The organism is Paraburkholderia sp. BR14312, assembly GCF_040948675.1.
Taxonomy (GTDB): domain Bacteria; phylum Pseudomonadota; class Gammaproteobacteria; order Burkholderiales; family Burkholderiaceae; genus Paraburkholderia; species Paraburkholderia nodosa_A.
The window spans coordinates 44,157-70,441 of sequence record NZ_JBFPKI010000016.1; the positions used below are offsets into that span (position 1 = coordinate 44,157).

Annotated in this window: 18 protein-coding genes and 1 pseudogene; 9 read left to right on the plus strand and 10 right to left on the minus strand. The window is 59.3% G+C overall.

The window, feature by feature from the left end; all coding sequences use genetic code 11:
* Positions 1-245 precede the first annotated feature (245 nt).
* Positions 246-1,511: an NAD(P)/FAD-dependent oxidoreductase gene (locus AB3X98_RS35475; RefSeq protein WP_368610393.1), complete on the plus strand. Its 1,266-nt coding sequence runs from the start codon at positions 246-248 to the stop codon at positions 1,509-1,511.
* Positions 1,512-1,918: 407 nt separating this feature from the next.
* Here the strand turns inward: AB3X98_RS35475 and AB3X98_RS35480 are convergent, their stop codons facing one another.
* Positions 1,919-7,357: an AAA family ATPase gene (locus AB3X98_RS35480; RefSeq protein WP_368604624.1), complete on the minus strand. Its 5,439-nt coding sequence runs from the start codon at positions 7,355-7,357 to the stop codon at positions 1,919-1,921.
* A gap of 864 nt (positions 7,358-8,221) precedes the next feature.
* Here AB3X98_RS35480 and AB3X98_RS35485 point away from each other — a divergent pair.
* From AB3X98_RS35485 to AB3X98_RS35510, 6 genes are all read left to right on the plus strand, one after another.
* A complete protein-coding gene (locus tag AB3X98_RS35485; protein ID WP_368604644.1) occupies positions 8,222-8,482 on the plus strand; it encodes a hypothetical protein in 261 nt (86 codons plus the stop codon).
* Positions 8,483-8,625: 143 nt separating this feature from the next.
* A complete protein-coding gene (locus tag AB3X98_RS35490) occupies positions 8,626-9,354 on the plus strand; it encodes a peptidoglycan DD-metalloendopeptidase family protein (RefSeq protein WP_368604623.1) in 729 nt (242 codons plus the stop codon).
* Positions 9,355-10,531: 1,177 nt separating this feature from the next.
* Entirely contained in the window at positions 10,532-12,007 is a 1,476-nt protein-coding gene (locus tag AB3X98_RS35495) for a circularly permuted type 2 ATP-grasp protein (RefSeq protein WP_368604643.1), read from the plus strand.
* 66 nt (positions 12,008-12,073) lie between these two features.
* Positions 12,074-13,030, plus strand: coding sequence for an alpha-E domain-containing protein (locus AB3X98_RS35500; protein ID WP_368604622.1), 957 nt, complete (start codon positions 12,074-12,076; stop codon positions 13,028-13,030).
* 26 nt (positions 13,031-13,056) lie between these two features.
* Positions 13,057-13,920 (plus strand): peptidase, encoded by an 864-nt coding sequence (locus AB3X98_RS35505; protein WP_368604621.1) that lies wholly within the window; start codon positions 13,057-13,059, stop codon positions 13,918-13,920.
* 1,403 nt (positions 13,921-15,323) lie between these two features.
* Positions 15,324-16,103 (plus strand): response regulator transcription factor, encoded by a 780-nt coding sequence (locus AB3X98_RS35510; protein WP_368604620.1) that lies wholly within the window; start codon positions 15,324-15,326, stop codon positions 16,101-16,103.
* Between the two features lie 474 nt (positions 16,104-16,577).
* On the opposite strand, the gene AB3X98_RS35515 is transcribed toward AB3X98_RS35510, so the two are convergent.
* The 4 genes from AB3X98_RS35515 to AB3X98_RS35530 all read right to left on the minus strand — a co-directional run bounded on the left by AB3X98_RS35515 (position 16,578) and on the right by AB3X98_RS35530 (position 20,275).
* Positions 16,578-17,219 (minus strand): hypothetical protein, encoded by a 642-nt coding sequence (locus AB3X98_RS35515; RefSeq protein ID WP_368604619.1) that lies wholly within the window; start codon positions 17,217-17,219, stop codon positions 16,578-16,580.
* A gap of 112 nt (positions 17,220-17,331) precedes the next feature.
* Entirely contained in the window at positions 17,332-18,303 is a 972-nt protein-coding gene (locus AB3X98_RS35520) for a beta-ketoacyl-ACP synthase III (RefSeq protein ID WP_368604642.1), read from the minus strand.
* A gap of 134 nt (positions 18,304-18,437) precedes the next feature.
* Positions 18,438-18,776, minus strand: coding sequence for an acyl carrier protein (locus tag AB3X98_RS35525; protein WP_368604618.1), 339 nt, complete (start codon positions 18,774-18,776; stop codon positions 18,438-18,440).
* 65 nt (positions 18,777-18,841) lie between these two features.
* Complete coding sequence (locus AB3X98_RS35530; RefSeq protein WP_368604617.1) at positions 18,842-20,275, minus strand: pyridoxal-dependent decarboxylase; 1,434 nt, start codon at positions 20,273-20,275, stop codon at positions 18,842-18,844.
* A 400-nt stretch (positions 20,276-20,675) separates the two neighbouring features.
* On the opposite strand from AB3X98_RS35530, the gene AB3X98_RS35535 reads away from it, so the two are divergent.
* Positions 20,676-21,320, plus strand: coding sequence for a GNAT family N-acetyltransferase (locus AB3X98_RS35535; RefSeq protein WP_368604616.1), 645 nt, complete (start codon positions 20,676-20,678; stop codon positions 21,318-21,320).
* 21 nt (positions 21,321-21,341) lie between these two features.
* On the plus strand, positions 21,342-22,313 hold the full coding sequence (locus tag AB3X98_RS35540; RefSeq protein ID WP_368604615.1) for a phytanoyl-CoA dioxygenase family protein: 972 nt from the start codon (positions 21,342-21,344) through the stop codon (positions 22,311-22,313).
* Positions 22,314-22,445: 132 nt separating this feature from the next.
* Here AB3X98_RS35540 and AB3X98_RS35545 read toward each other — a convergent pair.
* From AB3X98_RS35545 to AB3X98_RS35565, 5 genes and pseudogenes are all read right to left on the minus strand, one after another.
* Positions 22,446-22,856: pseudogene (locus AB3X98_RS35545) on the minus strand (tyrosine-type recombinase/integrase); the annotation flags it as partial.
* 304 nt (positions 22,857-23,160) lie between these two features.
* On the minus strand, positions 23,161-23,445 hold the full coding sequence (locus AB3X98_RS35550; protein WP_368604614.1) for a hypothetical protein: 285 nt from the start codon (positions 23,443-23,445) through the stop codon (positions 23,161-23,163).
* On the minus strand, positions 23,445-24,338 hold the full coding sequence (locus AB3X98_RS35555) for a hypothetical protein (protein ID WP_368604613.1): 894 nt from the start codon (positions 24,336-24,338) through the stop codon (positions 23,445-23,447). Before AB3X98_RS35555 ends, AB3X98_RS35550 begins: the two co-directional genes overlap by 1 nt.
* A gap of 100 nt (positions 24,339-24,438) precedes the next feature.
* On the minus strand, positions 24,439-25,053 hold the full coding sequence (locus tag AB3X98_RS35560) for a formyltransferase family protein (protein ID WP_368604612.1): 615 nt from the start codon (positions 25,051-25,053) through the stop codon (positions 24,439-24,441).
* Entirely contained in the window at positions 25,044-26,111 is a 1,068-nt protein-coding gene (locus AB3X98_RS35565) for a GNAT family N-acetyltransferase (RefSeq protein WP_368604611.1), read from the minus strand. Before AB3X98_RS35565 ends, AB3X98_RS35560 begins: the two co-directional genes overlap by 10 nt.
* Positions 26,112-26,285 lie beyond the last annotated feature (174 nt).

Consider the following 26,285-nt stretch of genomic DNA (forward strand, 5'->3'; position numbering starts at 1 on the left):
CAACTTCGACGTTGACCAGCGTTTCACGCTTGCCGGGCTTCAGACGATGCAGCCCCTCACCCAGGTGTGAATCCAGGCCCCGGTGGTCTGGTGGGAGCAGAGAATGTCCGCGCTGGCCGTGGGTAGCGGGAGACTCGCGCAGTCGCCGTGCAGCAACTGGAACCCGGTGTGATCCGACGTAGCGCGGCGTACACATTGGGCTTACTGAACGCGCAAGACGCAGAGAAATAATGGACAGGAACTCTATGGTAAAGAGCCTCGGAGAAACAGTGACGAACGAACCAACCCAGTATGAAGCCGTCGACGTGGCGATCATCGGCGCAGGCCCGTCGGGCGCGGTTGCGGCGGCCCTTTTGCGCCGGGCCGGGCGTTCGGTGCTCGTGCTGGAGCGCCAGCACTTCCCGCGCTTTTCGATTGGCGAGAGCCTTCTGCCGCAAAGCATGGCGTACCTCGAAGAGGCCGGCATGTTGCAGGCGGTGGTGGAGGGCGGCTTTCAGTACAAAAATGGGGCTCACTTCGTGTGGCGCGATCACGCTTCGACGTACGACTTCCGCGACAAGCACTCGCCGGGCTGGGGCACGACGTATCAGGTGGAGCGCGCGAAGTTCGACGATCTGTTGATCGGCTGCGCCGCACAGCAGGGCGCCGAAGTGCGCTTCGGCCACACGGTGACCGGCATGCGCGCGGGCGACGCGCCGGTGCTGGAGGTGATCGACGAAAACCAGGCGCGCTATGAAGTGCACGCGCGTTTCGTGCTCGACGCGAGCGGATTTGGCCGCGTGCTGCCGCGCCTCCTGAATCTTGAGGCGCCCACCGGCATGCCGACCCGTGCCGCGATCTTCAGCCACGTGCGCGACGGGTTGCCGCTTGACGCCTTCGACCGCAACAAGATTTGCGTGGCGACCCACCCCGAGCACCGCGACGTCTGGTTCTGGATGATCCCGCTCGCGGGCGGGCGCTCGTCGGTGGGCTGTGTTGCCGATGCCGCTTTCCTCGATGTGGCGGAAGCCGGGCGCGAAGCGCTGCTGCACGCGCTGATTCGCGAAGAGCCGACGTTGAACCGTCTGATCGGCGACGCGCCGTTCCTCATGCCCGTGAACCGGATCGCCGGCTATTCGGCCAACGTCGAACGCTTGCATGGGCCAGGCTACGCGCTGCTCGGCAATGCGGGCGAGTTTCTCGACCCGGTGTTTTCATCGGGCGTCACCATCGCGCTGCGTTCGGCGCAACTCGCCGCGAAGGTGCTCGAGCGGGCACTCAATGGCGCGGAGGTGAACTGGCACGCCGACTACGACATGCCGTTGCGCAAGGGCATCGACGTGTTCCGCGCTTTTGTCGAGCGCTGGTACACGGGCGAGTTGCAGAACATCATTTACTACCCGCGACAGACACCCATGATCCGGCGCATGGTCAGTGCGGTTCTGGCAGGGTACGCGTGGGATGAGAGCAACCCGTTTGTGGCGGATCCGGTGCGCAGGCTCAATACGCTATATGAGGCGTGCAAGGGATAGGCGCGCAATAATCGCCCTTTTGATCGGGGCGGCGCCTTCTCCTCCGGCGCCACGGCAATTCCGCAGGCGCTGCCTCGCGGATTCGACAGCCTCAAAGCCTGGACCCACATGTCCCATCGGCCTCGAGATCGCTCAGGGATAAAAAGAATGCATGAGGATCGGTTACTGATTGAGCAGCCTCGATCAGACGATCGTTCCGGATTCCGGTAGCACGACATCCAGGACGCTCCTCCTCGCTACGTGAAGTACCTTGCGACAACGGAACCTGGGTTGCTGACGAACTCAAGCGCCGCGCGGATTCTCTGGTTGACGTCCGTGCGTCGCGGTAACGATCCGGAGATCCGCACCGTGCATTCGCCTGCGATATCAGCTGAAACTACGCATCTGGCGTTTGCCCGAAACTTGTTTCATACGGGCTGTTCATCAGGAAGGGTTACCTTGATCACAGTGCCCCTTCCCGGCGAACTGGCGATTTCAATGTGACCACCCAGCATTTGAACGCGCTCTTCCATTCCAGCCAGCCCGAACGACCTTTTTCTGGTGGGCAGTGGATCGAACCCCAGTCCGTCGTCGCGAATTTCGAGCACGCAGGCACCGTGCATTTGCTTCAGCGTGATGATTGCCTGCGTGGCTTCTGCATGACGGGCGACATTGGTCAACGCCTCCTGAGCTATGCGAAACAGCACGATCGCGCGCTGCTCGCTCACAACGATATTCTCATCATGTACGTTCAGCCGGCACACCGTGCGGTTGCTACGATTGAAGCCGGCAGTGAGCCACTCCAGCGCCGCCACGATGCCCGCGTCCAGCGCTGCAGGGCGCAGTGACGCGATGACGCCGCGAACCACCTGCATGGTTTCGTCCACGAGCGTTATCATTGCCTCCGACTGGTCGACCAATTGCGGGTTGTCCTTGCCAAGATGCATGCGCAGTAGCGACGCCCTCAGCCGAAGCGCTGTGAGATGTTGTCCGAGCTCGTCATGCATTTCCCGCGCGATGTGTTTGCGCTCCTCCTCGCGGGCCGTCTCACGACGGGAAGTCAGTTCCCTAAGTGTTTCGTAGGACTCGCACAGGCGGCGCTCAGCTTCCTTGCGCTCGCTCAGATCGACCACGAAGGCGACGCCGTCCTCTCCGCTCGCGTCGAAAGCAGCCCGACCGACGACAACGGGCACGCGAGTGCCGTCCTTTCTGATGTATTCCTTCTCGGCGGCCTGCACCCGCCCGGTCTGCGCCATCTGTACCAGCGCCCGTTCGGTGCTTTCGCGCCATTCCGGGGGCGTTAGATCTCGCCAGCGTACGCGACCTGAGACAAGATCCTCACGCTCGTATCCCACAATCTGCAGAAATGCGTCATTGGCCTCGAGAATGTCGCCATCGGCGTTCCACACAATGATGCCTATGATGTTTGCGTCAACGAGCCGTCGAATCCTCGCTTCGCGTTTTGCCAGATCGCGGTAGAGACGGGTGTTTTCGAGTGAGGTCGCCGCCTGTGAAGCAAGCAGCTGGAGCACGGCCATCCGGGCGGGCACAAACGCGCGGGCAGTCAGATTGTTTTCGAGGTAGAGTGCGCCAATGAGCTTGGCCTGATTCATCAATGGCAGGCAGAGAATGGAACGGGTCCGGTGGTGACAGATATAAGGGTCCATAGCATATGCCGGTACGCCCGCAGCATCATCGAGGATGACGGCTTCCCCCGTGCGCAGCACATGATAGAGCACCGACTCGGGCAGCAACGCTGAGTTCACTGGCACTTCGCGCAATCGTACGTTCGGCCTGTCTGCACCCGTCGTGGCTTCTGCTGCGATCCGTTGTTCGCCGCCGTCCGGAAGAATCAGCAAGCCTCGCTCGGCGCCCGCCTGTTCAATTGCCGTGCGCATGACGGTCTCGATCAACCTGTCAAGCACGATTTCACCTGAGATCGCCTGCGACACCTTGATCACGGTAACGAGGTCCAGGTGTTCGACCGGCGCTCCGATCGTATCCGTTGACCTGGTCGCGATCTCCTCACCGCTGAGATACGGGTATATCTCCTCCAGTTGCCGTGCCTTTCCGTAGGCGCCCCAACGGCGATAGCCTTGTCGTGCGTCATGCAGATACACGCGGGCAATCTTCTCGAATCCACGCGCCATATAGAATCGGCCCGCGAGTTCGTTGGCAAGCGCCTCGGTGTTAACGAAGGCGTTTGTGCGTGTCGAACGGATAGCTTCGTCATAGAGACGCATCGCGTCGATCTCGCGACCCTCGAGACGGGCTATCTCGGCGCCGACCAGTGTGGCGCGATTCTCGAAGTTTTCCGGGCAGGCGTGGGCTCGAAGTTGCAGATACCTGTGGTGAGCGCCGACAGTGTCTATGACCTTCTGGCGCTCACGTCTCGAAACTGGATCGTCGCACGCGGCTAACGACAAAGCGCTAAAAAAGTGATATTCCGTTTCCTCCAGATAGGACGCCGATGCCCACAAAAGGCCCTGTGCTCTCAACGATGCGTCTGCGGCCGCCGCATAGTCTCCCGAAAAGAAGCGCGCCTGCATTTTGCGAATCCAGTACCAGCAATGGGCAATTACCAGGTCCGGGTTTTCGAGGAAGTGGCGCTCGATATGCATCTCATCGAACGCTCCATCGTTAAATGAGCCGAATGCGGGCGTCAGACCGCGCAGCGTTCGCACCAGTGCAAGCTGAGTCGCGCTGACGTCGATGGCGAATCCGAAATGCGATTTTTTGGCGAACATGAGGCTGGACTCGGCCTCGCGTTGCACGTCTGCAAGCGGATCTCCACCGCTGAGAAGATTGGTCGTCATATGCGTATAGCAGTAGGCTTCGCAGACAAGGTCACCGGTATCTGTTGCTGCATCGCGCGCGCGGCGCATGAGTTCCCGGCCTTCCCGCAGATGTCTGGCCATGGGCAAAATGACATTGCCGAAATGCATATGGGTCCTCGCGCGGAACCGCATCAGCCCGCGCCGCTCGACAAGAGCGTAACCGAGTTGGCCGAATTGAAATGCAATCTCGTAGTGGCTGAAGCGCGCGCCGGCCATCATGCCGAGCCGGACATAGGCGGACGCGGAAGCGTCGCAATTGCCGCGTTCGAGGCTGAGATTGACGGCTTTCGAGACGACCAGGGACCACAGGTTGCCATCGGTGGCTAACGCCGCGGGCATAACCTTCGTCAGGACATCCATCGTCGCGAGCGATTCCATATCGGTCATGAGCGGCAGGTCGATGAGCGTGTCGATCGCGCGGCTTCCAAGCCGGGCCCAGATGCGCTCGTATTCCTCCCGCGCCGTTTCCGCTGCAGGATGCGGCGACCAGTCAAGGTCCAGATGTTGGAAATAGTCGAGTGTGACTGCAACGGCGCGGCTCGCCTGATCGAGTGTCGTGTGCAGATCGACATGCAGGCATGTCACACTCGCGCGTTCGGGCATGCTCGCAGCGTGACGCGAGAGCACGTTCAACCGCTCTTCTGCCGCGGATAGTCTACCCGTCAGGAATTCGCACTCGGCCCGGTTCAACTCGAGCTCGAAGAACAATTCACGCTCGTACTCCCAGCCTTCGTGCTTGATGAGTTCCGCCCCGGCGGTAAGGTAGGTAAGTGCCGATTGATAGGCGGTCGCCGCCTTCGCGCGCTGGCCGGCGATAAGATTGAAACTGGCCAGTTGCACCCGTTCCTCCCGTGAGGTCACCAATGCAGCGCCACGGTTGAGTTGATTGACGATCTCGAAGATCGCCTCGGCTCGTTGTGCGGCAGGGGTCCGCGCTGCAAGCGTGCGCCCGATACGAAGATGAGCCTCAACGCGAGAGCTTTCCGCGATCAGCGAATAGGCGGCTTCCTGTACCCGATCGTGCGCGAATCTGTACGCTCCTCCCGTGTCCTGGACCAGTTCCAGACGGATTGCGGACCGTAACATAGCGCGGACCTGCTGCTTCGGGCGCCGCAATACCTTCGACAGCATCCCAATCTCTGCCGAGTTACCAAGGCAGGCGAGCTGTTGCAGCGCCCGCTGCGTGTCGGCGGGCAGGCGGGCGAGCTTCGCGATCATCAGGTCCGCCACATTGTCGGTATAACCTTTGCTCTGAATGCGACGAAGATCCCACGTCCAGCGAACCGTCTTGTGATCGAACGTGAGCAAGCTTTCGTCTGCGAGCGCATGAAGGAACTGGACGACGAAGAAGGGATTGCCGCCAGTCTTTTCATGCACAAGCTGTGCGAGCGGTAAGGCACGTTGCGGTTGGTCGTGGAGGGCGTCCGCAATCAGTTGATTTACGTTTTCGCGATCGAGCGGCGCGAGCGCGATTTCATCGATCCTGACACCCGTTTTCCTGATCGCCTGAAGCTTGCGCATTAACGGATGGATGTCATCGACCTCGTTGTGACGATAGGCGCCGACCAGCACCACGTGTCGCAGATCCGGGCGGGTAAGAAGATCCTCCAGCAGGTCAAGCGTCGCGGTGTCGAGCCACTGCAGATCATCGAGAAACAGCGCAAGCGGATGTTCGCGTCGGGCAAATACCCCCATCAAGCGCCTGAAAACTAGCTGGAAGCGGCGTTGTGCCTGATTCGGCTCGAGCGCCGGAACAGCCGGCTGATCGCCGATGATGTGTTTGAGCTCCGGGATCAAGTCGGTCATGAGCCGTGCGTTCGGCGCCAGTGCCTCCATCAATGCGTCGCGCCAGATCGCGAGTTCTGCCTCACACATGCCGAGAAGCGGCCGGACCAGGCACTGAAACGACTGCACCAGCGTTGCGTAAGGTATATCGCGTCTGTGCTGGTCAAACTTGCCTGAAGCAAAGAGTCCTCGGGATGGAACCAGCACCTTGTGCAATTCATTGACGACGGCGGACTTGCCAATACCGGAATAGCCTGAAACCAGGACCAGTTCTGGCGTGCCGTTCCTGACAACTCGGTCGAATGCAGCGACCAGCGTCCCGACCTCCTGCTCCCTTCCGTAGAGCTTCTCGGGAACAAGCAGGCGATCGGGCGTGTCGTGCTCACCTGGAAGGAAGTCATCGATGCGGTGCTGACGCTGCCATTCGGCAAGACAGTGACGCAGGTCCCACTCGACGCCAGCCGCAGTCTGGTAGCGTTCCTCAGGTGTCTTGGCAAGCAGTTTCATGACGAGTTCCGATAGCGCAGGCGGGACCGTCGCTACCCGCGTGTTGGGCGGTATCGGTTTTCGGGCGACATGGCAGTGCACCCACTCCATGGGGGCGGCGGCAATGAATGGCAGCACGCCGGTCATCATCTGATACAGCACGACACCGAACGCATAGAGGTCGCTGCGTGAATCGATTGTCCGATTCATCCGCCCCGTCTGCTCGGGCGACATGTAAGCCAGCGTGCCAGCGATCGTATCCGGCGGCTCGGCGGGTTGACGCTCACGCGGCAGCCGTGAGGCGATGCCGAAGCCGGTGAGCCGCACCTGGCCATCCACGCAGTTCACGAGGATATGCGCCGGCTTGAGATCCCTGTGGACCATGCCGCACTGGTGGAGCTTGCCTAATGCTGCCGCAATGCCCACGGCGAGGCGCAGGACGCTTTCCACCTCCATCGGAGTGCCAATCTGCCACTCGAGCAGCTCGCCACCTGGATCTTCGAACACGAGTACGGTCCGGCCGTCCGCACACACCAACTCCCTTGGCACGACTGCCCACGTGCCGTGTAGTTGGTCCTTCAGCGCGAATTCGTGCGTGAGGCGCTCGAGGCAGGGGAGCGCTGGGTGGTCGCTGGCGGTCCTCGCAATCAGCACGCTATCACTGCTGCCTGGCGGCCGAACCCGACAGAACACGCGCTCTGCATCTTCCCAAAGGATCTGGAGGCTGCGACTCGAGTCGAAACCTTGTGTAGCACTCATCTGACGCACTCTGCCATCCGCGTTCTGTTTGCCGTTCGGTGAAAGGGGGCACCCGCATTTGTTCTGTCCCAAGTGCCCCCCCGGCGCGCATGCATTGTCGGTACGAGGCAAGCTTCTCGCAGTTGACAACGAGTGCAGCAAGCAGTAGCCGCTACCACGATACACCTCTTCAGCCGCGACGAGATAATGGTCTGGGTGGGCCAGATAACGCGCTTGGCGTTCCGGCTTTGATCACTGTCCGCTCCACGCGTCGCCGGGGAAGGGCCCGGCTGTCCTGGCAAGTCGCAGCTGCCGCCTGAGCCGCACGCGAACATGGCAACGGCATTGACGCTCTGTCTTGACCGTGGTCGGCGAGAGCGGTGGAAAAGAAGCTTGAATGCGTGTGCCTGCTGTCTCAGCGCATCGTCTGAACAATGATCGTGGCTGTGAAATAGAGCAGCATGGACCTAGCGCTTTTTGCGGGAAAGGTGTGACTACCCCGGAGCAGTTCCCGGCGGATTCGCCGGTGAGCGCAGGCACTCCCAGAAAATCGTACCCGTGAGGACCGGATCATACTGACGCTGGAATTCGGTCGGGGCGCGAGATCGTCGGGTGGGGTGCGCTCCGCTGGCTACGACGACTCCTGACACGGGGCGTCCGCCTCGCCGCAAGTTCGGTCGTTCCCATATAAGGCGCGAGATCCCAACTGTCAAATCTTGTCAGATGTACTGATCGGCAATCCACGTTGCTAGCCGGTCGCGCTATCGTGCGGGTTAACCGTCGGATGGTCCGTTCGCTAAACATCAGGAGCCACCTTATATGAAAAGCCATATGGGCAGGACCTCGCGCTTTGCATTGAACCGTTTCCTGAGCGCGTGCGCGTTCATGAGCGCCGCGACCAGCTTTTCGGGCGGGGCGCACGCGGTCAATCTGGACGTCCATATCGGCACGCCGGCGCCAGTCGTTGTCACACCAGCAACGGTGGTCGTGAGACAAGGCTGGCAGGGCGACCGCTACTGGGACGGTCATCGCTATTGGGAGCGGCGTGAATGGGAAGAGCACGAACGCTATGTCGAGCGGGACCCTGACCGTGAGCATCGATTTTACCATTGCCCTCCCGGACATGCGAAGAAGGGCGAATGTTGACCAACTTCAGTTTTGCTTGCGCTGGACAGCTTGAGTGTTTCACGGCGGTCACTATTTGCACGCGGGTGGATCGCCCTGATCTGATCTGCAGCGAGAGGCATCGGTAAGCGGGCCATCGACACAGCCTTCCCTTCGAGATTCCTATGAAAATGTCGTACTTGCGCCAGAAATCTGCGTGGCAGATTTTTATGGCTTGCGTCGTCGCGAATGCGCTCGTCGGGTGCGCGTCCTTTTCAACGGCAAGGTCGCCATCCTGTACAGACAATGCAACTGCATTTGCATCCGGAACGCAGTCGGTGCGAGGGGGTTATTACCGCGTTAACCCGGGCGACACGCTGACGGGCATCGCAACCTCGTTCGGAAGAGATGTCGCGTCGGTGGCACGATGGAATCATATATTGCCCTCGGACACGGTCCTGGCCGGACAGGTTCTGCGTGTAGCTCCTGTTGCGGAAACTTCGGTTACGGGCGACGATGCTTCCACGCGCGGTTTGGCCGTCCACGACGGAGTCGGGTTCCAATGGCCGGCGCGCGGGCCAATCATAACGCCGTTTGCGGGCGGGCGTTCGAAGGGCATTGACATCGGTGGCACTGCCGGCGAGCCTGTCAAGGCAGCGCAAAGCGGGCGTGTTGTCTACGCGGGCGAGGGCATCAAGGCTTATGGCCTTCTGGTTATCATCAAACACAACGCTCATCTCCTGACGGCCTATGGAAACAACCGCCGATTACTTATCAGCGAGGGTGCAGTTGTGAACGCTGGGCAGGTCATCTCGGAAATGGGCGCAGGTGCAGACGGAGAGGGTTCCCTCAGATTTGAAATTCGGAAGGATGGCCGAGCCGTTGATCCGCGGGATTATCTGCCAAAGCAGTAAGGGAAATCGTCACGATGGACCGCGTCGGTTGAGGCAAAATTCGCATACTCAACGCCACTGTCCGATTGAAAGCCGAGAATCCGGAGTGGGAGGAGCGTCAGCATCGCGCCCAGCACAGGTGGCATGTGCTCGCGCGCGACGAATTCGACGCTGGCCGCCCGTCACTGCCTGACGCCTCCGGCGCGGATGCTCGACGCATGGCAATAGTCGAGCCTTTTCGGATCGGTTCGCGTTGTGCCGAGCCCCGTACTCAGCCGAGCGGCGCAGGTTATAGAGGTGCGAACGTGACAGGCGGTGCAGATTTACGGGGCGCTCATCGCGATAGTCGCGGTACACGCGCCTGAGCGCGGCCACGGTAGCAGGCTCAAAGAGGCGGCCATCCTCGCGCTCGGCCTCGCCCAGCACATCAAGATCAGCGTCCCTGTAGCGCCGGGCAAAGGCATTCGACGGCGTGCCAAAGATACAACAAACGCATGCCGTCCAGCCACCTCGGCGCGAGTCTCGTGACGTGCGCGCGACTGAAGCCACTGAAGCGGCGCAGACAGCTCAATACGAGGCCCCTTTCAGTGCGCTTGGCGCAGCCTGCAGCGGACCCGGTTGAGCATCGATTCAATCTGCCGCAACGGGCACGCGACTCCCCCGCAGGTACAAACGCCAGAGCCTCTATGCCATCAAGGATGGCGCGCACCTGCTCCAGCTGCGGATCCTGGTTTTGTTCAGGTCAATGATCAGCCGTGGATCATCGACCACCGCGACGCGTTTGCCGCCTATGGGCAAACCGCCTATCCGAGCCGCATCGCTGCTTCAGGCACTTGTTTCGCTGGAAATGCGCCTCGAATTGGCGTCAAGGCCGCCGCCCGCTCAGGTGTCGGTGGACAACGCGAATTGTCAGATCTTGTCAAATGAAGCGCTTCAGGCTCCTCAACGTGGTCCGCGTTGCTGATAATCGCGTTGGATTAACCGTGGGACAACGCCCTGGATGGTCTGCAGGTTGTCGCACGTAGAAGTCCGTGTCCTGGCGCTTGGGCGGAGGATGATGAAGCAGTGGGGCGAGGCCTGCTTTCGCTTTGCGTGCGGTTCTCGCAGAGGCGTGTGCCTCTCGACATTAACGATGCAGCAGTTCCTGCGGCAGATTCCTAAAGGAATGAGCAACGTGACGGCGAAGTTCTTCGATGAAATGCTCGAGCAGGAGGCTTGGGGCATCCACCCGCTGATCGAGGCAGGGCGAGTAACAGTTGGCGATGTGCGCAGCCACTACTGGCAGTTTGCGGACTGGCTCGCACGGCAGCCCGAAAGCGCGATGAACAACAAGCGCGCCGAAGCAGACCTCATGTTTCGCCGCGTCGGCATCACATTCGCCGTGTACGGCGAAAACGATGAGTCAAATACTGGCACGGAACGCACTATTCCGTTCGACGTCATACCACGCATTTTTCCTACAAGGGAATGGGCCACGCTCGAGCGTGGTCTGCGCCAGCGCGTGACAGCGCTCAACCGGTTTGTCCACGATGTATACCACGACCAGGACATCGTTCGCGCCGGCGTCATTCCTGCCGAACAGATCGTCAACAATGCCCAGTATCGCCCCGAAATGCGGGGCATAGACGTACCAGGTGATGTATACGCGCATATCGCCGGTATCGACGTGGTGCGCGCGGGCGCGGGCGAGTTCTATGTACTCGAAGACAACCTGCGTGTGCCTTCCGGCGTGTCATATATGCTGGAAAACCGCAAGATGATGATGCGCCTGTTTCCCGAGTTGTTCGCGCGCAACCGTGTTGCACCCGTTGCACACTATCCGGATGTGCTACTCGAAACGCTGCGCGGCATGTCGCCCCAGTCTGCGGTCGATCCCACAGTTGTGGTGCTCACGCCGGGCATGTACAACTCCGCCTATTTCGAGCACGCGTTCCTCGCGCAACAGATGGGTGTGGAACTGGTTGAAGGCAGTGACCTGTTCGTCGAAGATGCCTATGTCTACATGCGCACCACACAAGGGCCGCAGCGTGTGGACGTGATCTACCGACGTGTTGATGACGATTACCTCGATCCGCTGGCGTTTCGTCCGGACTCCACACTCGGAGCAGCGGGGCTGCTGTCGGCCTACCGGGCCGGCAATGTCAACATCTGCAACGCGATCGGCACGGGCGTGGCCGACGACAAGTCGATCTATCCGTATGTGCCCGACATGATCCGCTTCTATCTCGGCGAGGAACCGATCCTTTCGAACGTGCCGACCTACTTGTGTCGACGTCCTGATGACCTGCAGTACGTCCTCGACAACATGGAGCACCTGGTGGTGAAGGAGACCCACGGTGCAGGGGGCTACGGGATGCTGGTCGGGCCGGCATCGACGCGAGCGGAGATTGAGACTTTTCGCGAGGTCGTGCGGTCGCGACCCAGCCAGTACATCGCCCAGCCTACGCTTGCCCTGTCGACCTGCCCTACGTATGTGGAAGCAGGCATCGCCCCGCGCCACATCGACCTGCGTCCCTTTGTGCTGTCAGGCAAGGAGGTGCGAATGGTTCCGGGAGGTCTCACACGCGTGGCGCTGCGCGAAGGGTCGCTTGTGGTCAACTCATCGCAGGGCGGCGGGACGAAGGACACCTGGGTACTGGAGGACCATCTGTGCACCGGGGACACGCTGAGCTGACCCATACCAGCTCTCGCCAGCCGAAATCGCTCCAGCGCCTTGCGCGCAGAACTGAAGGAGATCACCATGCTGAGCCGTACCGCAGACCATCTGTTCTGGATGGCACGCTATACCGAGCGCGCGGAAAACACCGCGCGCATGCTTGACGTCAACTACCAGACGTCCCTGTTGCCACAATCGGTGGCGGAAGCCCAACAGGGGTGGCGTGCAATGCTGGACATTTGCGAATTGACGATTGCGTTCGGCTGCAAGCACGCGTCATTCGCCGCCGGAGACGTGATCGATTTCATGGTTTGTGACCTCGGCAATCCATCGTCGATACTTAGCGCATTCAGCGCTGCGCGTGAGAACGCACGTGCGGTACGCGGCTCACTGACCACTGAGGTGTGGGAAACCGTCAACACGACCTGGCTCGAGACCCAACGTCTGATCGCCAGCGGTATGCTGCGGGACGAACCATCGAAGTTCTTCGAATGGGTCAAGTTTCGTTCGCACCTGATGCGTGGGGTGCAACTCGGAACCATGCTCAGGGATGAATCCTTCTATTTCATGCGACTGGGGACTTTCGTTGAGCGTGCTGACAATACGGCGCGTATCCTGGATGTAAAGTCTCGCCTGGTCGAGACGGACGAAGGAGACTTCAATCGCAGCCACAACGACTTTTACTACTGGGCGGCCGTACTGCGCTCCGTATCCGGCTTCGAGGTTTTTCGCAAGATTTACCGCAGCATGGTGTCGCCTCAAAGTGTGGCCGAGTTGCTCATTCTTCGCCCTGACATGCCGCGTTCGCTGGTCGCAAGCCTGAGCGAGGTCGTGTCCATCCTCGGCAAGGTCGGAAACCAGCATTCCGAACAGACTGAGCGTCTGGCTGGCAAGCTCCAGGCGGACCTGAAATATGCGCGAATTGACGAACTGTTTGCTGTCGGTCTGCACGTCTGGCTCACGACCTTCCTGCAGAGCATCGGCGATCTGGGTAACGGGATCAGCCGGGACTTCCTGGTGCCACTGCTAAATGCAGCCTGACCGAGCAAACATCGGACGAGATAACGATGACCTACTGTATAGCCGCCCGACTCGATACCGGTCTGGTATTCCTGTCCGACACGCGCACCAATGCCGGTGTCGACGCCATTGCAACTGCACGCAAGATGATCGTGTTCGAAGAGCCGGGCGATCGCATGATGGTGCTGCTCACAGCGGGCAACCTCTCGATCAGCCAGTCCGTGCGACAGGTTCTGGACCATGGAGGGGAAGGGACGCGCTCCCTGTGGGCGGCTCGCGACATGTTCGACGCGGCCACAATCGTGGGCGACGCCGTGCGTCAGGTGTATATGCGCGACGCGCCGGCGCTGCGTGAGGCGGGAATCGACTTTAACGTGAGCATTATTTTTGGCGGTCAGATCCGCGGAGAGCCCGTGCGGCTGTTCAACGTGTACGCAGCCGGCAATTTTATCGAGGCCACACCTGAGAACTGCTACTTCCAGATCGGTGAAGCCAGATATGGCAAACCCATCATTGACAGGGTGATGCATCCAGGCCTGCCGCTGGCAGAGGCTAGCAAGTGCGCGTTGATCTCGATGGACTCGACGCTGAAGTCAAACATTTCCGTAGGACTGCCGCTGGATCTGCTTGTCTATGAAGCGGATTCGCTTTGTGTCACTCACTTTGTCAGCATTGATGAGAAGAACAGCTATTTTCGGATGATTCGTGACACGTGGGCCCAGCGACTGCGTCAGGTTTTTGGGGAGATCCACAACCCCGAGTGGGATGCAGCTGCGCCGGCCGAATTCCCGCTGGCGCGCCAAGGGGAGTTTGATCGTTGGGGAGAGCCGATGCGCGCGCGCCGCGACCGCCCCTCTGCAGGCGGGGCAAGCGCCCACGAGCAATCTTGTGCCGCTGACCTGATCGCCTGACCTTCGCGAATGTCCAGCGCGCCAGAACGGGCGCCGCATCGGACGTCCAGCGCAAACTGATCGTCTTGCCGCAGAGCGAGTGCGATGCAGGAGTAAGGGAGCGAACCACGTTCCGGGACTTCCGGCGTACGACGTCATGGCTTTCGGGTGTTTTTTTGCCGGAGCGGATTCATGACGATGCTCCGCCGGTTACCGATGCTTTGCGTGGCGCTGCTCACCCTCACACGGCAACGGCTAGCGGCGAAACGCCTGTGGATCGAGCGCCAGGCCATCGGGGCTGTTAGCGCGGATTTGCTGGCGATGTCCGCAGTTCGCCTTCAGACGCCAATACGCAATCGGCACCCGCCTTCATGATTGGGCGCGCCCTGCAGCCGTCCATCCCATCGACGGCCATGTTGGCGTCCTTCGAAAGCAGTCAAATCGAACAGTTCCGCGATTGCGGTGATTGGGTTCCGTCCCTCCGGTGCGCTTCCCGAGCGACAGCCAAAGTCAGCGGTCATACCCCGGAACCGGATGAATGGCGCCTTGCCGACGATGGGCAAACAGCCTGATCATCCTGCGACGCACGAAAGGCGGATCACCAATCGCATGAGACCGAACTCGAACTACTTCGGATTGAGTGAGCCCGGCCGAAAGTGTCGTCAGACTACCCTCCGCCCATCAGCCGGACATGACGGCGCAGCCAGTCGAGCTCAGCTTGCGTCAACAAGATGCCTTCAGCTTCCATGTCCGCCAGAATAACGCGCAACGCGTTCTGCGTAGGACTCTTCATCGCGCGCTAAGCGGGTTTTTCAGATCCCCAACGACCTCTTCGATATCCAATATTGTGCCAATTCGTTTGCAGCGTTAAGCAATAGTTACGGTAATTCGCGAAGGCACTTGAGGCTGAAAATGTTTTGCGTAAGCCATTGATTGAAAAAGCCGGTTGTATGCGAAATGCGTGATATAGATGCGTTGATCGGTATTTCGCGCCAGGACTTTCTAACTCGCCGGGCGATCATGTAAGGAATCGCCTATCAGGTAAATCCTATAGGAATACTCCTCATTATCCGAAACGTGTGGTCTGAAACTGCAATAAATTTCGAGCTGACATAAATTTACACTTGACGAGAATTGGTGCGATTTTGTTAAATATGGCTTGACGATAATGAGCGAGGGCCGCGTCTGTTCAGCGTAGCCAGACGATGCTGTGCAACCCAACGAGGCATCGCGCAGTCGCGTCCATCGTCCACTCCGGGCGGGTTGGGGCGCTCTTTTCGTGAACGTGTGAGATGGGGAGGGCTGAAGTCAGACATACGAACATCAATACGTAGTCCATATTAAATCGTGGTGGTTAATCTGTCTGTAACGCTCCATCGTTACGCTAACCGGTCGTCGTAGACGACTCACAGAAACGCGGGGGTATGATGAACGTATTGGTATTGGATACAGATGCGGAGCGCGCGAACGGTCTTCGCAGATTCCTGGCTGAGTTCGGCTTCGCGGTGTCGCATGCCGTTTCGCAGCAACTGGCGCTCGATATTGCCATGTGCCGGGAAATAGATGTCATTTTGCTGGACTGGCAGTTATCGTCCTTTCGGTTCGAGCGCACAGTCGAGCTGATCCGGGCCCGCTGTCAGCGGCTCATCCCCGCAATTTTTCTGGTTAATCCGGGACATGAATTAGATTTCGTGCACGGCCGGCAGGCGGGAGCGGACGATTACATCCTGAAGCCATTCAGCGGGTTCGAACTCGTGGGAAGAATCTCCCTGCGCCTGGGAGGCAGGGGAGAAGAGATCGCGATGCCTCAGTTCATCCGCCTGGGAGAGTTCCAACTGAACCCGCGCCTTCGTGCCGTTTTGATACGCGGAAACGAGGTCAGTCTGACGATGAAAGAGTTTGACTTGATCTCGTTTCTGTTTGCCAACGCTGGAAAGGTCATATCGCGGCAGCTTATTTCGATGGCCGCGTGGGGGCGACCGCTCGACGGTAACTCCCGTACGCTGGACACACACATTTATCGCCTACGAAAGAAACTCGATCTGACGCCAACAAACGGCGTTAAGCTTAGCTCCGTTTATACGCATGGCTATCGATTGGACGAAGTTGTCGACGTTCGCAAAGCTGCTGGCGAGAGGGTACCTGTTGCGGATCATGGCGACGCGGATTTGAGCGTAGTCGAGTCCGCGACGATCGGTCTTTGAGCGACGCATAGCACGCCAGGCGCCCGGGCGTGTTTAATACCTGGTTCTTTGTAGTGCGGACTCGGGCCGCTATCGGCTTTCGCCGAGTCCATTTTGCGGGCTCAGAGATTGGTAACTGCGCATCCCGCCGCGCTGGAGCGGTTCGTGATCCTACATGTATGAGTTGCGGTTATCCAGTGCGCTCGACAGAGGAGAACCCAATGTGGGACCAGGACGGTGAGTCGCGAAGTCGCGTGGGGCTTCAAAGATTGCCGGTGGATCGAACCGTTAACATCAGTTCAGTTTCGGGCTGCTCCCTCATACTCTGCTTTGTCCTTCGCAGCGGGTGCCCACGCAAAACGAACGTCTGGCAGCCGCGCTTGTTATGACGCGCCGTTCACCCGATCCATCATGCTATTGCGCGGTCAATTTGGCGATATTCACCAGTGGCGCGGGCAACAGTTCCGTCACCGACGCCTCGGCTTTTCACCCCGGTCAGTTAGCCTCTACGGCTGTAGTACTAGGCGACGTTTGGTCTCTCGGGCCGCCGCGCCAAAGAGGGTAAAGCAGCGCGCCTGTCGATAGCTTAATCGGTGAGCCATAGTCGCTGTAGCCGAAGCGATGCCCAAGGCGTCTGTTGAACTGGCTGGTTGTCTCCGCGTAGCAAGGCAGACGTTCTCGCTCCGATTCCGCCACCACGTGCCCGATCAGCCCCTGGCCTGGAAGCCCGCGAAACCCGCGACGTACGCCGACAGCGAACAAATAATAATGCGGTACATGCCGCGGGTGATTCGCGTCCAGCGCGCGGACGAACTCAACGGCTGCTTCACCGGCCTCTGCGCAGTTCGACAGCATTAGTGCGTCAAGATCGGGCTGCGCTGTCGATGCAGACGGTTGAGACGGTCGCTCATATACGACGACACCCTGCCCGTCAGTAGAAAAGGCGATGGTACCTGCCTCGCGTGCGGTAGAACAAGTCAGTTCGAAGAAGGTGCGTATGCCTGCCCAGCGATTCTGTGGGTTCGGGAAGGTCAACGCGAGAACTGGATCGTCAAAAAACGAGTCGGCGAGGATATCGCAGACCGTATCGAACTCGCTGTACCGCGCCATCCTGATTGAACTGTTTTCTGCTGACATGATCTTTGCTATCCTCGAAAGTTACATTGCGGTTTCATCGGCGATGGGATCACTTGTCATTATTGCGGCCCCGATTTCCCGTCGCATACCAGGTTCCTGTTTTTTCCCTGTACTACCAGCGCACCAAGGCGGAGCCCCAGGTGAATCCGGCTCCCATTGCAGCCATGAGTACGAGATCACCGTCACGGATGCTGCCAGATGTGAGCGCCTCCTCCATCGCGAGAGGAATCGAAGCAGCGGAAGTGTTAGCGTGATGGTCAATCGTCATAATGACTTTTTCGAGTGGTAAGCGTATTTTCATGGCCAGCGTTTCGATGATGCGTTGATTTGCCTGATGGGGTATCAGCCAGTCAATATCGGCGCAAGTTAAGCCGTTAGCCACAAGCGCCTCCTCCGCGACTGTGGCGAGATTCGTCACGGCATGGAGGAACACTTCGCGCCCGTTAAGATGAACACGACCGGTTGTTCCTGTCGAGGAGGGTCCGCCGTCGGTGAAGATCTTGTCATGGTGTCGACCATCGGAGTGCAGATGGGTCGAGAGGATTCCTCTCGCCTCGTGCAATTCCTGGGAATCTGCCGTTCGAAGAATCACCGCGCCAGCCCCGTCGCCGAAGAGCACACAACTGCTGCGATCTGACCAGTCCAAGATGCGCGAAAGTGTCTCTGCTCCTATCACGAGGGCCGTCTTCACTTGACCGATCTTTATCATGCTGTCCGCGATGGACAGGGCATAGATGAACCCGGAACATCCCGCCTGTACATCGAAAGCGGCGCCGTGATTCATACCGAGCCTGGCGTGTACAAAGGCCGCTGTGGCTGGTACAGTCTGGTCAGGTGTTGCCGTCGCAACGATGACCAAGTCGATATCGGAGGCCACCATACCGGCTCGCCGCAATGCCGATTGCGCAGCTGCGATCGCGAGGTCTGACGTTTTTTCTTCCTGATCAGCAACTCTGCGCTCCCTGATCCCGGAGCGCTGATAGATCCAGTCGTCGCTCGTATCCAGTGTCTCGGCGAGCTTCGCGTTGGACACGCGCCGTTCGGGAAGCGCAGCGCCGCAGCCAGCGATCACTGACGAACGCATGCGGACATCGTCACGCTTGATGGCGCTCGAGTATGGGAGAAGACGATGCGCATCTTCCATGATGCCAGGGTGTCCAGCATGTAAAAACTCTTGTTGACTCATTGTGCATGCCTCCATATACGTCCGATTTCGATTTAAATCGACGTCTGGCCTGGCTGTTCATCCGGAGTCACGTTAAGCCGCTGCGCGATATACTGGGCGAGAGACGCAAAAGTAGGGTGGTCATAGAGGACCCCATCGTCGATTGCAACACCGAGCTGCTCTTCGATAAAGAAGGCCAACTCGAGCGATGCAAGTGAATCAAAGCCGGCGTTTGAAAAGGTCTGGTCTGGATCTGCGGGCATGGAGAGATCGTGCTTTTCTGCCCATTTCCTCATGAGAGCGATAATGGCTTCTGTCTTACCTGTTGTGCTGGACTGTACAACGGTAACGTTATTGAAATCGGGAATGTTCGTTTGGCCGTTCGCGTTCATTTGATTGATCTCCGGGTGGTGACTTCGGCTGTGCGCGTTCGCATCAAATTCCTAAGATGAGGCATTCACTCACTGCGCAACGGCAGCGAAGAAAGGTGTTTTTGATGCGGTTGCAGAAGAGTTGTGCAGGAGCTTTCCATTTGCTCATGCTCGAGCGCGTCGAGCAGCTCATCGATTGCCTCACGATCCACGTGCGGCATTACCACAATGTGGACGGCATTTCCTTGGGCGCTTAGTCGAAAGCGATCAAAGAGTTTTTGCCCAGGCCTGGTGAACTGTATTGCCAGCGATTGGGGCGCTCTTTCGCACCAAATGGCGTGACGATTTGCGAGTTCCCGCATGCTGTTGTATGCGTACTCGGCAAGCGCGTTGCATCGTGCTGCTTCGTCCGCATATTGGTCTGGACGAACCGTGGACAAAGCATACCAGAACGCGAGTGCCGAGAAGCCGTTTCGGCTACTCGCGAGCGTTGAGTCGGGTGAATCGTAATACTCGGGACGACTCGGAGGTGCGACACGCAGCTTCTGGCGGGTCATGTATAGGCCCCCGGGAGACGGCGCGCCGAACCACTTGTGCGAACTGACAACGATGGAAGATATGTACGGCAGGCGGAAATCGAACGTCGGGCCGCATTCCTGCGTGCTGCCACTGCGCTTCGCCATTTCCAGATACGGCAGATAGGCTGCGCCAAGTGCGCCGTCGACATGGATCCAGTATTCCTGCCGCGTACGGTCTGCAGCGTCGATGCAAACGCCATGACGTTCCAGTACCGGTCGTACCGCTCGCCACACGGCCTCGGGGTCGTCATACGCTCCCTTGAACGTAGAACCCAGGTTCAGGAGGATTACGGGCGCATAGCCTTTGCCACAGAAGAAGTCGACAAGCGCTGCTAGTGCTTCAGTGTCGACTGACCCGATGACGCTCGGAACGCCAGCCGGCCACGAGCCATCTGTTGTAATCGGACATTGACCCGGATAGTGGTGATTGCCCGCCTCATAGAATGTTTCGAGCGATAAGACACCAGCGCTCTTGACGACGGATGAATGGGCCTGATCGGAAAAAAACAGCAACGGCGTGCGCATCGCCATGGGGGGCGGAACGCCATGGATCAGGCGTTTTCCGCTGAGATAGTCTCTCGCGTTCCATAGCGCGTAGAGATTCCCTTCAGTGGCGCCCATGGAGAGCAGGTAGCCCCACATGCCATCTCCTGATTCCGCAGTAACCAGTTCTCCGTGCCAGAGTCGGGCGAAGTGGTCCAGTACCTCGCGCTCCATATGCCGAGTGTGAGGCAGACCGGCATTCGATTCGTAAGGATCACCCAGGTTATTCAGTGCGATGTTTAGAAACGGCGCAAGCTCAGCGTAGTTGAGTTTGTGGTTGATGGGATATCCGAGGCATAGCCGCCTGGAAGTTTTCATTTGCTCGTGAAGACCCGCAAGGTATCGGCTAACGTCGCGGGTGCCAGAAGCCGTGAACCCAACACTATCGAATGTGCTCATTGTCCTCTCCGTTGTCTCCATCACACGTTGCCCAGTTTATAACCGCCGTGTGCGCACGAAGTGAACAATTGTGAAAACATGAGTCGGCTGTGAATTGACAATTGTTGTATTGCATCGTTTGTCGTCGGTATCCAATATCGACCTGCCGGTTCCAACGAAGCTTCCTTGGGTAGTGAACCGGAAGAGCCACAAGATGGTTCGACAAGCGGTTTGGGCAAAACCCGGGCGGCGCGAGCCCGAGCTGGGGGCCACAAGCGTCCAGCGATCCTGGCTTTGGTATTAGGCGACACCGCTTCCTGTGAATGTGTAAGGTCGAGGATGTCGTCGAAAATAATGAATGATTTGCATAACGAAGTGTTCTCGGGATCGCGGTTCGCCGGAATTAGCGTGGAGCCAAATTGTGACTACCAAAGATTGGAGAAACTGCATCAGGAGAGTGGATGCAAGCGACAGAGAGGAAGCCGCGCAGATCCTGAAGGTCGCGTTCGTCACGTCTCCGCTGCTTCGATGGATGTATCCGAGCCCAAAATCGTACCTGACGCACGCTGAAGGGTTCATGAATGCCTACAGCGGCGATCCGTATCGTAGTGGTAGTGGCGTAATATTCGAGAATGAGTCCAAAGGCGTCTTGCTATGGCGTATGCCTGATGATCACGCTGACGTCGGTTGCTTGCACGGGTATCTCGAGCATTCAGTTGTGCGGCCGCGGCGAGCGGATGCCATCAAGCTTTTTGGTCAGCTCGGTCAGTATCATCCGCAACAACCTTATCTTTATCTGACGTTGATCGGCATTGATCCGCTCAGGCAGAACCAGGGGCTTGCAGAGATGCTCTTCTGTCGTGCGTTTCAGATTTGCGATGAACTGGGAATACCGGCATACAGCGAAAGCTCAAGCGAAAGCGCAACGCGTTTGTACGAGCGGATCGGACTACGCGTGATCGACGAAGTGCAAGTTGGGACAACGCCACCCATTTTTCCATTGCTTCGAAAGCCACGATCGAACGGTCGACGTGTTGTACCGGCGGAATTCGCCGCGGCTCGGTAAGGATCGATCTACGACGACCTCGTGGATACACATTTCGAATCGGAGAAAGTAAAGATGGCGATATTGAAACGGATGAACGTCCTGGACCCGGCCTCCGCGATCAATGAGATTCTGGAAGAAGATGGCTGTGTCGTGATTGATGGCCTTCTGTCGTCGGATGAAATTTGTCAGGTACAGGCTGAAATGGCTAGCGGATTTGAGTCTGTTCAGATGTGTCGAGGAGGCTTCTATGGTCCATCGACCAAACGCATTAGCGGTGTCATCAACAAATCGTCGATGTCGCGGACGATGGCAGTTCACCCACTAATACTTGAAGTCATGGACCACCATTTACTCAAGTCTTGCCGCCAGTATCAGTTAAACCTCACACAAGCAATACAGATTTGCCCAGGTGAAATCGCACAGTTTATCCACTCCGACGACCTGATGTTTCCGTTCGCGCACCCTGGGAGCCAGGCGATGATCAATTGCATGTGGGCCATTGACGAATTTACAGAAACTAATGGCGCAACCCAAGTTGTCCCGGGAAGCCATCGATGGCCAATAGATCGACAGCCGGAGGAGTATGAAATTGCTGCCGGTGCAATGCCGGCGGGTTCGGTCCTGATCTATTTCGGTGGCCTGCTACACGGAGGTGGCGCCAACAAATCCAATGCATCACGAACCGGTCTCGTGCTTAGCTATTGTCTTGGCTGGCTGCGACAAGGCGAGAATCACTACCTTTCTATCCCCCTAGAGCAAATCAAGCACTTTCCTCTTCGCCTTCAACAGCTTCTCGGATACTTTGTTCACGAACCGAATCTCGGATGCGTCGGGGGACAAGACCCTATCTTGCTCGCAAACGGGGAGTATGTCGCAAATGACAGATTTGAGGAATTTCTCCCGAGCGAAGCCATCCAGCTCATTGAAGAATACCGGTGCTCTCAGTCAATATCGGCAAGTAATGTACCAATTGTCGACAGGGGAAAGCTTGAAAAAGCACTAAAATCTTGAATGCATGGAGACAACGCGAAAGATAACGTTGTCTCATCCCATAACTGCTCAAGTTAATGAAACCATAAGCTTGAACCTTTGTGGAGGCCCTCTACGAAAGGGACGCAAAAGTGCCGCTAGCCGTCGAATCTGTCACTCTGGCTTTCGAAACGCGAAGGCCGCAGTAAACTGCCGCGCGCGACGGGTGTTTTTGCCATGCAGGTACATCGAGGTTGTCGAAATCGACGCGTGCTGCAGGTTGTCAGGCGCGCTCGTGAGTTCGGCGCCATGCGCGAGTGCGTGACTCGCATGAGTGTGCCGCATCCAGTGAGGGCTCGCCCGACGCAGCTTTTCCGCGAGTGCCGGGTGGTCGTCCTGAAGCACGTCCACGGCCTTGTGAAAGAACCTGAGCATCACCCGCCACAGATGTGCGCCAGTGATGCCAGCGTTCTCGTCCTCGCGAAGGCTCCCCAGAATCGGCGTCTTCGGATCCCAGCGCTGCGGCGTGACGGGCAACTGCCGATGAGCAAGATAAAGGTTAAGCGCGCCGCGCGCGAGCGGCGGCTGAAGTGCGGCGAGGTATTTGGGGAGCTTCGCGCGAGATATTTGGTCTGATTCGGGGTTGCTGAAGCGCGGCGCGATATTTGATACCCGCCGTGCGAGATAAATGGCCAGCTTTGAGCTTGCAATCCGTGAAACATAATTGCACAGGTTGCACGCGGACATGAAAAAGCCGCCTCATTTTGGGCGGCTCTTTAATGTCTGGGATGCGCCGCAAATGGGCACGAGACGATTTGGACGGGAACTTCAACGCTCAGGCCAATGCGGCGGGCCTCCCACAATGACAACGGTTACTTCTGCGACGGCCTTATTTTGAGGCAGGGTTCGATGGCGCGGGCGGCTCTAGCTTGACCTTCAACATTGGTTTCAGCGCCGGGTTGTAGAGAGCGAGAACCGATAAGGCCGTGGCTCCAAGTCGCTGAGCTACATCGTCCGTCAATTCGTGATTGATGCTAGCCAACGGCCAATCCGCTTTAAGTGCACGCGCTAGCTGCGGTGCGATGTCTGCATCATTCAAAGAACAGACGGTCAGCTTGTCTTCCTTTTCGTCATACGACACGACGAACGACCGCTTCGGGGGAGGGTTTGCCATCAATATCCTCTGCACTGGTTGTAGTTCGCGAACGCCTGCGCCTTGCAGGCTACATATGTGTATGGGTCCTTCGTCATAGCGCTGTAGAGGCCGCACTCGTCCAACTCGCGCTCGAACTGCGCGTAGCATTCACCCTCGTCAGCCTCGCTGACACCACGCGCGGCGAGTTCCTGCACGTCAGCACCCGGAGCGTCCTCACTGTACTCGAATGGCTGCGCATCGCCGAGCGGCGTCGACGACGTATCGCCTTCGAGATCGGCCGCGCCATCACCGACGCCGGAATCCCCGTCGTCGCCGGGCATTGCGCCGGCTGCCGACTGCACCGCACCGAGCCAGTCGAAGCCACCACCGTCGTCGGTCGCGCAACTGGCCACCTCGCCCGCGAGCGTCGGCGCGGCGCTCACGACCGCCGATAGCCCGCCGTAAGCGCCTCCGTACGGTTCGACGCGTGGTGCCCAGCCACCTCCGCCTGTCTGCGGCCAGCGCTCCGGCGCGGGTGCCGGTCGGTACGTCCTCTGGTTGGCTCCCGCGTCGCGGTTGACAATCGGCACGAGCCTGCCGTCGCGGACCGCCTGCTTGAGCAAGCGCTCGATGCCGGCATTGTCGGTTGGCAAGTCCCAATGGACGACGTTCAGATGATCGCTCAGGCACGAGCGGATCGCGTTAATGTCCGTGGCGATCAGGCGCCTGAAATCGTAGTCTGGCCGGAAGTACAGGTCGAAGGCGCGCGCGTCCTTCTCGATCTGGCGCTCCATTTCCTGGCGCTTTTCGTAATCCGCAAACGGGTCCCATAGCCGGCGGTAGCCCCAGCCGTGGTAGAGCTCGCTCGCGGGCACCAGCTCGCAGTGCCACGTGCCGATATCCAGCGGGACATAAAGGCTGTTGAAGCCCATAGACGGGGTGCCTCCATCGATTGCCAATCGGGAAGCACATCCTAGCGGCGAAGGCGACGTCGCAGACGTCGCCTTCCGCCGATTTGACCAAGCCTGACAGTTACGTCACTAAGCCAAGCGGCCGGGAATGGAAAGCCGGCTCCCATGTTGAAAGCGCTTGATCCTGCTCCCGGCTCGGGCAGTCGCCCCGTTCAACCAGGCCGAGCGTCGTCGCGAACAGGCGCAGCCCCATCGGGGCCAGCTCCCGCCGCCACAACGTGGCCGGCGTGTCGTCCGGCCGCACGTGGCACCAGTCCTGCACCGCGACAGGGCCGGTGTCGGCGCCGTCGTCCATCCAGTAGACGGTCCCGCCCGTAACGGACTCGCGCATATGGATCGCCCACCGGACGGCATCCCGGCCACGGTGACGGGGCAAGAGCGACGGGTGGTAGCCCAGCGCACCCAGGCGGGCGCGATCGCGTGCCACGCGCGGGATGAACGCATGGGCGTGGGCCGCCAGGATGACGTCTACGCCGTCCGGGACGGCGGACGGCTCCGGACGCCGGCCCACGATGGACGCCGGCCCGCCGAGCTGCTGCGCGGCGGCGTAGAGCCGGTCATATTCCTCGTCGACGGCGCCCGGTGCGGCCACCGCTGCGACGTCGTGGCCTGCCGCAACGCATTGCTTGAGCAGTTCGGCCCCGAACCACTTATGACCCACGATCATCAGGCGCATGCGGCCTCCTGTCCGAGATATCGGAATCCCTGAACGGCGCGGAAGTGGCTGCCAAAGCCGCTGTTCTGCTTCGTGTCGCGGCCAGACCGTGCATGCGAGGCCGCAAGCGAATCCGTCGAGCGCTGGCGGTTGTCGCCGACGAGACACGCGGATACCTGCGTCCATCGCCTGTCCCGGCGCAGCGCGTTCGCGAGGCCCGGATGGCTCGTATGAAACAGCGTGCGCAGCGGCAAACCGTAGCAGTTCTCGCCGCGTGCCCACGCGTCGCAGATCGCGTTCAGGAAGCGCATGCCGACGCCCGCGCCTTGCCATTCGGGCATGACGACCAGCCGGCACGCGCGGGCCTCGGTGAGACCGGGCCGCGTGCTGACCGCCAGATGCGCAACGGGTGCGCCGTCCACCCAGCCCACGTGGTTGGTTGCCGCGATCATTTTCGGCAGCTTCAGATAGTGATGCGGCTCAAACATGGGCCAGTAGCGCCAGTCCGTCTGCCCGATGTCCAGCTCGAAGGTTGGCCGGCGCCGAAGGTGCCCCCGTTCGAACTTGCCGGTGGCGGTGTCGAATACCCAGTCCGGCTGAATCCAGTCCAGGATGTCGTAGTGGCACGAGAGCAGCACGACCCGGCCGCCGGTACGCCTCCACGCCTTCGCGAAGGCGCCCGCACCAATGCGTGCTATCTGGCGATCGACGACCGACGAGAACTCGTCGACGACCGCAAGCGGCGGCGCATCGCACACCAGCCGCGCCAGCGTCGCCCGGAACTGCTCGCCGTTGGAGAGGATCGGGAACGGCCGCAGCCACGTCGGCACGCTGCCCAGGCCAACGGCCGATAGCGCGCCCGTCACCTCGTCAAACGAACCACGAGGCACAATCGCGACGATGATCGGCTTGCGTGCTGGCCACTCCGGCGCGTAGAGCGGTCCGATCGCCTTGCCAAGGCTCGTCTTGCCCGAGCCGGACGGCCGCACGATCACGCCGATCTGCCGGTCCAGTCCTTCGACCGGCAGATCGACATCGAGGTCGAATTGGCGACCGTGATCGACGTTGAACAGTCGCATCGATCGGTGTCCCACCGTCGGGCGTTCCGTCGCCCATACTCTATCGGCGCATGCGGAGCCGCCGAGACAATGTAGCCGGCGAGAGCCACAAGAAAGTCAAAAGACCTCATAAGTTAAGCGTTGTGCCGTGTCCGGTCTTCGTCGGGGCCGGCCTATGGGTGCCCCTTCGTAATT